We start from the raw sequence: 9517 nt of genomic DNA, 5'->3' as shown, positions 1-9517 counted from the left end.
CCGGCGGCCCCCTGCGCGTGCCAGGGCGGCGGGCCGTCGGGCGCCGAACCCTCGGGAGCCGGGATCTCGGGCGGCGCACCGGCGGGCACCGCACCGGCGGGAGGCGGCGTCCGGCCCTCCTGTGCCTCCACCAACAACCGCCCGCTGGTGTTCGCGATAGGCCAGGTCGGCGTGGACTTCCTGACCGAGGCCCGCCGGGACAGCTTCCGCCAGCTGATGGACCCCGTCCAGCGGCCCGTCGAAGGCCAGCAGGGCGTGACGCAGGAAGTGCCCGCCAACCCCTACGACGCCGAGCAGCTGCACAAGTACCTGACTGCCAACCCGTGGGCCTCCGACAAGGTCACCTGGACGCTGAACATGGACAGCACGCCGATCTACGCGATGGAGGCCGAACCCGCCGCCGGCATGGACTGGACCAGCACCCCCCTCGTGCCCCTCGTGCCCCCCGGGGCCACGCCGGAGGAGACGAGGGAGAAGGTGGTGGCGATCACCACCGATCACGACAAGCTCGCGGACGCCCTGTTGGCACTCGCCGCGCCCGCTCCCCCGGTGTCCACGGTCTACCGGTCGTTCCGGGACGCGTACTTCGGCCAGAACAAGGAGCAGGACAAGGACGACTACATCTCCCGGATCTCGATACCGGGCCGGCTGACCGACCGGACCGTCCGGCTGTTCTCCGGGCAGGTCGTGCCCGTCGTCGAGGTCAAGAGCCGTGGCATCTACATCTGGCACCAGAAGCAGCTGGTGGACACCGTGGTGGAGGCCGTCCTGGCTCAGGCTCATCAGGAGCAGATCACGGTCGACAAGGACTACGTCCGCAAGACCATGGACGCGTTCCTCGACAAGGTCTACTACCAGTTCCGCAACCTCGGACAGACCTCTGCCGACCGGGCGCTGAACTCCGCCGGGACGAACGCGTTCTCGGTCGCCAGCGCGATCAGCAAGGCCATGCTGCTGGGCCAGAGCATCCCCAGCACCACCGTGGCGCCGTCCGGCAGCCCGGTCTCCCTCTACTGCATCGACACCATCTCCGTCACGAAGAGCCCGTACTGCCGCATGGGATCGGACTGCCAGGACGTGAAGGTCACCTTCTTCGACCCCGAGAACGACCGGCGCGCGCGGGTCATCATGCTGTTCACTGTCGACGTCAGCGACGAGTTCCCCGTGCCCCTGGCACCGCCCCACCAGTTCCTCGAGTCCTGAGCCCCCGGCACCGCCGGCGCCCACGCCGCCGGGACGACCCCACACCACCCGTCAGGAGGAGGCCGATCATGAAAACCCCCGCAGCGCTCCCCAGGATCACGCCCAGGCTGCCGGTCCTCGCCCCACCGGTCCGCAGGGACGGTCAGGCCGAAGCCGGCCGGCTGCCCGGCGACCCGGGCGTCGCACCAGCCAGGTCGGTCTGCGCCGATCTCACCGGCGCGGCCCGGGGCATGTGCTACGCCGCCCTCTGACGGCCCGCCCCCGCGGACCCGGCGAAGGACGGAGTGCAACCAGCACGACGAGAAAGGGATGAGCAGAAATGATCATCGAAGAATTCCGTGAGGAGCACCGGGCGTGGTCCCCCACCCCGCAGCTCCCGAAGCTGGCCCCGCCGGTGGACCGCACCCGCCGCACCGGCGGCGCCCTGGGCGATTCCCCCGGCGTCGAGGCCGACAAGTTCGACTGGAGCAAGATCATCACCGGCGGCCTGGACGCGCTCGGCGGGTTCCTCTGATGAGGCACCCCGCGCCGGCGACGGGCCCCGACCGGTCTGTCGCCGGCCACCCGCCCGGTGACGCCGCCACGCACGACCGGCCACCGGAGCACCGGACAGGAGAGACAGGACCATGTTCGAGCAGCCGCCGCCCCAGGTGCAGCCGATCGACCGCACGAAGGGGTACGACGCCTATCTGAAGGTGATCAAGGAAACCGTCGACATCGGCGACAGCCTGCAGTCGGCCATGCCGCCCACGAGTGTGGCCCTCGGATTCACCGGCGACCCGCCGCCGAGCGGCACCGTGATCGACCCCGCCAAGGAGGGCGCGGCCACCGCCGCGAACCCGATCACACAGATCATGGACGGCCCCGGGGGATTCTACGGCCCCAGCTTCGCGGACCCGGGCCCCTGGGCCTGCGACGGTGCCCCCACCCCCGGCTGCATGCCGCCGCCACCCCCCATCATCGGAGGCCTTTTCTGACTCCCACCAGCCGTCCCGGACGGCTCCGTCCCGGGCCTCGTAACAGGTCCGCCCCGCGCCGTCCGCCCGACGGAACCAGCACCCACGAAGGGAAGAGCGATCATGACCACGGAAGACGTCCGCGAGGAGCATCGGGCGTGGTCCCCCACCCCGCAGCTCCCGAGACTCGCCCCGCCGGTCGACCGCACCGGCCGCACCGGCGGCACCCTGGGCCAGGGTCCGGGCGTGGAGGCCGACAGCTTCTGGGACACCGCCTTCAACGTCCTCAGGACGGTGGCCCCGGTGGCCCTGGCGGCGCTCTGACGGGATCCGCCCACGGACACCACGTCCACACCGTGCCGGCTGCGAGGCCAACCCGCCCCGCAGCCGGCACGCCGCTGCTCCGGGATCAGCGCAGGCCGGCGAAGAGGTCGTTCTCGGGGACGGCTGCGCCGGTGGTGTCCCTGACCCGCACGAAGGTCTCCACGCCCATCAGTTCGGTGAACCGCTCCTTGCCCATCTTCAGGAAGAAGATGTTCTCGCCCTGGCTGGCGTGCGCGGCCAGGGCGTCGAACTTCCGGCCGCCGAACGCGGTGGTGTCCACCCAGGTGGTGATCTCCTCGTCGGGCAGGCCGATCTCGGACAGCTCGGGCATCTCGGCCGCCTCCGCCGGGTCCGGCTCCTCCCAGTCGGCGCCGAACTCGCGCATGGCCTCCCCGAACCGCTGCATGGCCGAGCGCGGCGCCGTCGTCCAGTAGACCTTCGGCGTCAGGTCGGTCAGCTCCAGCGCCGCCATCGTGATGCGGTGGGCCTGGATGTGGTCGGGGTGGCCGTAGAACCCGTTCTCGTCGTAGGTGACGACCACGTCGGGCTGATAGTGCCGCATCAGTTCGGCGAGGCGGGCGGCGCCGTCCGCCACCGGCGTGTGCCAGAACGACCCGGGCTCGTCGTTGCTCGGCCAGCCCATCATCCCGGAGTCGGCGTACTCCAGCAGCTCCAGGTGACTCACCTTCAGAACCTCGCAGCTGGCCTCCAGTTCCTGTCGGCGTATCGCGGCGACGGCCACCGGGTCGTGCCCGGGATCGCCCGGCTTGGTCCCTCCCGGTCCGTCACCGCACCTGCCGTCCGTACACGTGACGAGAACGGTGCGGACGCCCTCCGCCGCGTAGCGGGCGAGGACACCTCCGGTCCCGGTGGCCTCGTCGTCGGGGTGGGCGTGCACTGCCATCAGTGTCAAGGGCCGGTCGGCCATGTGATTCATCCTCCGTCTGAGACATTCTCGCCCCCCAGTCTGCGTCACGCGGGCGGGTGGTCGCTCGCACGGTCCCGTCCGGCGGCGAGGGTGACGGGCAGACCGGCCTCGATGCGGCGCAGCAGCCGGCCGCCGTGGACGCCGGGGGCGTCGAAGCCGCGCACGTCGTCGGCGCCGTCGTCGGCGCCGGTGCACAGGACCTCGGGCACGAGCACCGTCTCGGGAGCGGCGGGTGCTTCGGCACCGGCGGGCGCCAGGTACGCGGGTGCGAGGACGGGGCCGTGCAGGGTGCCCTCGATCAGGTCGGGCTCGAACTCCGCGGACAGCACCGTGACCCGGGCGTGCAGGTCGCCGTGGAGCATGACCAGTTTGTCGGTCATGTTGCCGACGAAGGCCTCCACGTGGACGCTGCCGCGGACCAGCAGCTTGGCGTCCCCCTCCAGGTAGACGGCGGCCGCCCGGAGGTCTCCGAGCACGATCAGCGCGGGGCAGCCGTCGTCGGTGTTGAGGACGGCGCCGGTCACGTCGAGGTCGCCGTCGACGATGTAGCCGGTGCCCTCCGGCTGTGCGGCGTCGAGGTCGAGGTGCCCCTCGATCGACAGGGCGCCGGAGTGGACGTCGTACTCCTCCTCGTAGAGGTTCTCGTACGAGGAGACGGGCAGTCCGCGGCGCTCGAAGAGCGCCACGGACTCGTCCCAACTGTGCAAGGTGGTAGCGATGTTCATGGGGCGAACTCTGCCACGCAGCACTGTCATCCCCCGGTCGGTCCGGCGCCGACGGCCCTCAGGAGAGCCAGATCTCCCGGATGCCGCGCAGCGGGTCGTGCTCCACCCGGGGTTCGGCGTGCCAGCGCATGGTGACGCGACCGTCCCGGTACGCGGGCCAGGCCGCGCCCGGGTCGAGGTCCCGGACGAAGGCGACCCAGGCTCCGTGGACGGCCTCGGCCAGCGTCTGTGGCGGCTCGGTGCCGAGGGCCGCCGCCACGCCCTCGGCGTCCAGCAGGTCGAAGGCGAACGGCAGGTCGATGCAGTGGTAGGCCTGCCCGGCACGGCCCGGGGCGGTGCCGGACCAGTCGAACTGGTAGAGCCAGGTGGGTCGTTCACGTTCGGCGCGGGCCTCGGCGATGGCCAGGGCCGGTGCGCGGAACAGCCAGTCGGTGATCGCGTCGCCGCCGGCCGCGCCCGGCCGCTCGGTGAGGAAGCGCGCGGCCCGGCCGTCGTCCAGGCCCAACGCGCTCAGCAGGCCGAGCAGCTCGCCCTCCGGGGGCGGGGCCGGGGTCTCCTCCGTCGTCGGGGCGGCGAACTCCTGCGCGGTGAAGCCGAGCAGCAGCGGGACGTCCGCGTCGGCGAGCGCCTCCGGCACCGGCCCGGGCACCAACTCGCCGTCGGCGAAGGGCGCGAGGAGCAACGGGGGCAGCTCGTCGCGGTCCGGGCCGGGGGCGTCGAGCGCGTCCTGGAATACGAGCAGTTCGGTGTCGGTGGCGTCCCGCAGGGCGGCCGCGGTGGCGGGTACGCCGGTGCGCTCGGCGAAGGCCCGGCTGACGGCCTCGGCCACGGCACGGTCCTGCGGGCGCATCACCGCGCCGGAGGCCGAGATCGCCGCGCGGAACAGTCCTCGGGCGGCCGGCGTCGCGAGCAGCGTCTGGACGGCGCCGCCGCCGGCGGACTGTCCGGCGACGGTGACCTTGGCCGGGTCGCCCCCGAAGGACGTGACGTTGTCGCGGACCCACTCCAGCGCGGCGATCCAGTCCCGCACGCCCCGGTTGTCGGGGGCGTCGGGCAGGTGCAGGAAGCCCTCGATGCCGAGCCGGTAGCCGATCGACACCACGACCACGCCGTCCCGGTTGAAGGCCGCACCGTCGTACCACGGGCTGGCCGAGCAGCCGGCGACGAAGCCGCCGCCGTGGATCCAGACCAGCACCGGCAGACCGGCCGCCGGGGCGGGGTCCGGGGTGAAGACGTTGAGGTTGAGGATTCCCGCGCCGGGGACGGTCGGTTCGGGGATGGTGGTGACCTCGCCGAACGGACGGCGCTGCGCGGTCGGCCCGTAGGCGGTCGCGTCGAGCACCTCGGTCCACGGCCGGGGCGGCACCGGGGCGGCGAACCGCAGCTCGCCGACCGGCGGTTGGGCGTACGGGATGCCCAGGAAACGGACGCTGCCGTCCGCGCGGCGCTCCCCGCGCACCGGGCCCCGGCAGGTGGGGACGACCGGGTGGTCCTGCGGTCCTGTGGTGGTCATGCTGTGCCTCCAGTGGGCGTCACGGGCGCGGCGCGTCGTGCTCGATGTAGTGGCGGAGCCGGTTGAACTCCTGAGGGTCGACCGTACGGACGCCGTAGGTGCGGTCGGCAGTGACGGGGGTGACCGAGATGTGCCCGTCCCGCAGCAGGGCGGTGGCGTCGGCGTCCGGGACGGTCTCGGTGCAGGCGTCGCCGGACCGGTGCTCGCAGACGCCGAGCACAATGGCGGAGCTGTCGGCGCCGACGGGCTGGTAGGCGTGCCAGACCTCGCGCCCGTGGCCGACGCTCGTCCAGCGGGCGGCCTTGGCGGGGCTTCCGGCGGTGACGTCCGGGTAGTCGACCTTGAGCGCGAAGCGGGCGGTGAGCAGGCCCCGGGCGCGGAGCCCCGCGATCAGGCGGGCGCCGAGGCGATCGCCGCCACGATCCTGGACCGGATCGAGCTCGCGTCCGCCGAGCAGCCTTATGTCAACAGAATTGACGTTGAACCGGGTGCAGGGATCTGATGGCGGCATTCGGAGGCCAGACCCTCCATGCACCGAAGGAGCCACCGCCATGGCCGATCCCGTCCACGCCCTCCAGGACGCCCAGCCCGTACCGTTCTGGCTCGACGACCCCGACCGGCCCGCGCCCGCCTCCGCCCTGGTCGGCGACGTACGCTGCGATCTGCTCGTGGTGGGCGGCGGCTACAGCGGTCTGTGGACCGCGCTCATCGCCAAGGAGCGCGACCCCTCGCTCGACGTCGTCCTCGTCGAGGCGCAGGAGACCGGCTGGGCCGCCTCCGGCCGCAACGGCGGCTTCTGCGAGGCCAGCCTCACCCACGGCCTCGCCAACGGGCACCAGCGCTGGCCCGACGAACTCGACGCCCTGGAGCGGCTCGGCGCCGCCAACCTCCAGGCCATGGAGGACACCGTCAAGCGCCACGGCATCGACTGCGACTGGGAGCGCACCGGCTCCCTCGTCGTCGCCACCGAGCCCTACCAGGTCGACGGGCTGCACGAGTTCGCCGAACTCGCCGCCCGCTACGGCAGCCGGCTCGACTTCCTGGACCGCGCGGCCGTCCGCGCCGAGATCGACTCCCCCACCTTCCTCGGCGCCCTCTGGGACCGCGAGGGCGTCGCCATGCTCAACCCCGCCCGCCTCGCCTGGGGCCTCAAGCGGGCCTGCCTCGACCAGGGCGTGCGGATCTTCGAGCACACCCGCGCCACCGGCCTGACCGACTCCCCGCGCGGGATCACCGTCCGCACCCCGTACGGCCGCATCGGCGCCCGCCGCGTCGCACTCGCCACCAACGCCTTCCCCTCGCTGCTGCGCCGCCACCGCCCGTACACCGTGCCGGTCTACGACTACGCGCTGATGACCGAGCCGCTGACCGAGGCGCAGCTCGCCTCGGTGGGCTGGCGGGGCCGCCAGGGCTTCTCCGACAGCGCCAACCACTTCCACTACGTCCGGCTCTCCGCCGACAACCGCATCCTGTTCGGCGGCTACGACGTGGTCCACCAGTTCCGCGGCCGGGTGCGGGCCGAACGCGACCAGCGGCCGGAGACCTTCGCCACCCTCGCCCTGCACTTCTTCCGGACCTTCCCCCAGCTGGAAGGCCTGCGCTTCACCCACGCCTGGGGCGGCGCCATCGACACCTGCACCCGGTTCAGCGCCTTCTTCGACCTCTCCCACGACGGCCGGGTCGCCTACGCCGCCGGATTCACCGGCCTCGGCGTCGGCGCCACCCGCTTCGGGGCCGAGGTGATGCTCGACCTCCTGGCCGGCGCCCGCACCGAGCGCACCTCACTGGACATGGTCCGCCGCAAGCCGCTGCCCTTCCCGCCCGAACCCGCCCGCTCGATCGGCATCGGCATCACCCAGTGGGCCCTCACCCGCGCCGATGCCAACGCCGGCCACCGCAACCTCTGGCTGCGCACCCTCGACCGCTTCGGCCTCGGCTTCGACAGTTGACAGGCCCGGCCCGGACCGGAGGCGCCGCAGGGCGGTCAGCCGGTGTGGCGGAGGCCATCGCCGTCGGTGTGGCGGCGACACTGCTGGTCACCGGGCTGGCCGGCCGGCACTCCGGCACGCGCCTCGACCGCACAGACCCACGTCAACCGGGCCATGACCAAGCTCCACGCCCGGGACCGGGCCCAACTCGTGGTCTTTGCCTACGAGTCGGGCCTGGTGGTCCCGCACGGCTGACGGTCCCGGCCCCCGGCGGGAGCGGCGCAGCCCGTCACCGCGGCGCCGACCGCCGACGCCCGCACCACGCCGGTGCGGTCAGGACAGGTAGTCCTCCAGCCCGCCGTCGCGCCGAATGTCCAGGGTGACGCAGTGGATACCGCCGCCGAGCGCCCGGGAGTGCCGCAGCCGGAGCGGCAGGACGGTGATCCCGGCGTGCTCCAGCAGCTTGATCAGGCTCTCCTGGCCGGCCTCGACGATCGCCGTGTCCGGGGAGACCATCAGCAGGTTCATGCTGATCCAGCTCTCGCTGAGCGCGTGCTCGGGCGTGTCACCGGAGGGCTCGGCCGGCGGGCACCACAGGATGTCCCAGCCCCGCAGCGGCTCGGGGACGGTCTCCGGGGTGATCCGCTCGGGGTTGAGCAGCACCAGCCCCGGCCGCAGCAGCGCGATGGTGCTGTCGATGTGGGTGTAGCCGTAGATGTCGCGCAGCGGGTGCAGCCGCAGGCCACCGTCGCCGAGCAGGCCGAGGGTCGATTCGAGCCACTGCAGGCCGAGTTCGTTCCCGCTGCGGGAGACCTGGTAGAAGACGTCCCGGCCGAGCCGCAGGACGTTCGCGGCGTCGAAGACCGGCTCGGCCTCGCCCAGCAGCGGAAGCCCGTCCGCGTCGAACTCGAAGAGCTCGTCCTTCAGTTGCGGACGGGGCGCGGCCAGCCAGCGCGCGCCGCGGCGCAGGTAGTCCTGGAAGAGTCCGCGCAGCCCGAAGACCTCGAAGTAGCGCTGCCGCATCGGACTCGCGACCTCGATCAGGGTCTCGCCGACCACCAGGGTGAGGTCCCGCGGGCAGTAGGAGTGGAAGCCGCCGTCGGCCTTCCAGAGCGGGGAGGCGAACTCGGCGGCGTGGTCGACCGCTTCGGGCTGGTGGACGGTGACGCCGAGGCCGCGCAGGGTGGCGACCAGCGCGTCCAGGTCCTCCTCGGTCTCCTCCACGACCTGCCGCGGGTAGGGGCCGATCTCGATCGAGGCGAGGTCGGCAGCGCTGGTCTTCGGGAAGCAGGACAGCCAGGAGGACGGTTCGGTCTGCTCGGGCAGCCGGGCGCCGGCGGCGGTCCCGACCACGACCTCCCGCAGGGTGGTGAACTCGTCCCAGCTGTGCACCGGACGGGCCGAATCGGACATGACTCCCCCTTGACACGGGTTAAGGGAAACGCGGACAGGGCGGCGAATGCGACGGCTTCGAACCGCACCTCGGACGACGGGACCGGGCCGGCACCGAGCGATCGCGAGCCGTCGGCGGAGCGGGGGCCCCATGAACATGCGGAAACAGCAAGGGAAATCGGAACGGATTCATCGCCGGACCGGCACCGGCCGACCACGGCGTACGGGAAATCACCGGTCGGGCAGCCGAATTCGCTTTTCGAAGGGCCGGGATCGACGGTCAAGCTACCCGGACGACCGACGGCGGCGCAAGGACCGTGATCGGCGTCGAATCCGCCGCCGTGGTGAACCGCCGGTCGATCCGCGCGTTGTTCGACTCCCTTGTTCCGATGCTGATCAATACCCGGGCGAGGGCCTGGACGAGGCACCGGCGCGACCGGCCACCGCCCCTTCGCGCCGCGGCCCGGCGCTCACCACCGCCAGGCCCGACGGATCCGGCTCCCGCCCGCCAGGGCCAGCAGCGCCCCACCCGCCGCGGCGACCCCGGC

10 protein-coding genes and 2 pseudogenes are annotated in these 9517 nt (G+C 72.5%); 7 read left to right on the top strand and 5 right to left on the bottom strand.

What is annotated here, in order from left to right:
* The 5 genes and pseudogenes from KS423_RS29060 to KS423_RS29040 form a co-directional block, all read left to right on the top strand.
* Positions 1 to 1203 (top strand): annotated as a pseudogene (locus tag KS423_RS29060) (hypothetical protein); the annotation flags it as partial.
* Positions 1204 to 1271: 68 nt separating this feature from the next.
* Positions 1272 to 1454: a hypothetical protein gene (locus KS423_RS29055; RefSeq protein WP_224282749.1), complete on the top strand. Its 183-nt coding sequence runs from the start codon at positions 1272 to 1274 to the stop codon at positions 1452 to 1454.
* A gap of 68 nt (positions 1455 to 1522) precedes the next feature.
* A complete protein-coding gene (locus KS423_RS29050; protein WP_224282748.1) occupies positions 1523 to 1717 on the top strand; it encodes a hypothetical protein in 195 nt (64 codons plus the stop codon).
* 112 nt (positions 1718 to 1829) lie between these two features.
* Positions 1830 to 2180 carry a hypothetical protein gene (locus KS423_RS29045; protein WP_224282747.1) on the top strand — a complete coding sequence of 117 codons (351 nt, stop codon included), beginning with the start codon at positions 1830 to 1832 and terminating at the stop codon, positions 2178 to 2180.
* Between the two features lie 102 nt (positions 2181 to 2282).
* Positions 2283 to 2483, top strand: a complete 201-nt coding sequence (locus tag KS423_RS29040) for a hypothetical protein (protein WP_224282746.1) — start codon at positions 2283 to 2285, stop codon at positions 2481 to 2483.
* Between the two features lie 85 nt (positions 2484 to 2568).
* On the opposite strand, the gene KS423_RS29035 is transcribed toward KS423_RS29040, so the two are convergent.
* Genes KS423_RS29035 through KS423_RS29020 form a run of 4 tightly spaced genes read right to left on the bottom strand, consistent with a single transcriptional unit; the run spans position 2569 to position 6160 of the window.
* On the bottom strand, positions 2569 to 3411 hold the full coding sequence (locus KS423_RS29035) for a PIG-L family deacetylase (RefSeq protein WP_224282745.1): 843 nt from the start codon (positions 3409 to 3411) through the stop codon (positions 2569 to 2571).
* Positions 3412 to 3455: 44 nt separating this feature from the next.
* Complete coding sequence (locus KS423_RS29030; protein WP_224282744.1) at positions 3456 to 4136, bottom strand: hypothetical protein; 681 nt, start codon at positions 4134 to 4136, stop codon at positions 3456 to 3458.
* A gap of 58 nt (positions 4137 to 4194) precedes the next feature.
* A complete protein-coding gene (locus tag KS423_RS29025) occupies positions 4195 to 5649 on the bottom strand; it encodes a carboxylesterase/lipase family protein (RefSeq protein WP_224282743.1) in 1455 nt (484 codons plus the stop codon).
* A 19-nt stretch (positions 5650 to 5668) separates the two neighbouring features.
* Positions 5669 to 6160, bottom strand: coding sequence for a hypothetical protein (locus KS423_RS29020; protein WP_224282742.1), 492 nt, complete (start codon positions 6158 to 6160; stop codon positions 5669 to 5671).
* Between the two features lie 40 nt (positions 6161 to 6200).
* Between KS423_RS29020 and KS423_RS29015 the strand changes: the two genes are divergently transcribed.
* Complete coding sequence (locus KS423_RS29015; RefSeq protein ID WP_224282741.1) at positions 6201 to 7598, top strand: FAD-binding oxidoreductase; 1398 nt, start codon at positions 6201 to 6203, stop codon at positions 7596 to 7598.
* Between the two features lie 126 nt (positions 7599 to 7724).
* Positions 7725 to 7832 (top strand): annotated as a pseudogene (locus KS423_RS29010) (DNA-binding response regulator); the annotation flags it as partial.
* 78 nt (positions 7833 to 7910) lie between these two features.
* Here the strand turns inward: KS423_RS29010 and KS423_RS29005 are convergent.
* Positions 7911 to 8990 (bottom strand): inosamine-phosphate amidinotransferase 1, encoded by a 1080-nt coding sequence (locus KS423_RS29005; protein WP_224282740.1) that lies wholly within the window; start codon positions 8988 to 8990, stop codon positions 7911 to 7913.
* Between the last annotated feature and the right edge of the window lie 527 nt (positions 8991 to 9517).

Origin of the sequence: Streptomyces sp. LS1784, from assembly GCF_020103755.1 — a bacterium.
Classification (GTDB): Bacteria; Actinomycetota; Actinomycetes; order Streptomycetales; family Streptomycetaceae; genus Kitasatospora.
The sequence above is the reverse complement of the archived record's forward strand: the minus strand, read 5'-3'. Positions and strand labels throughout refer to the sequence as shown.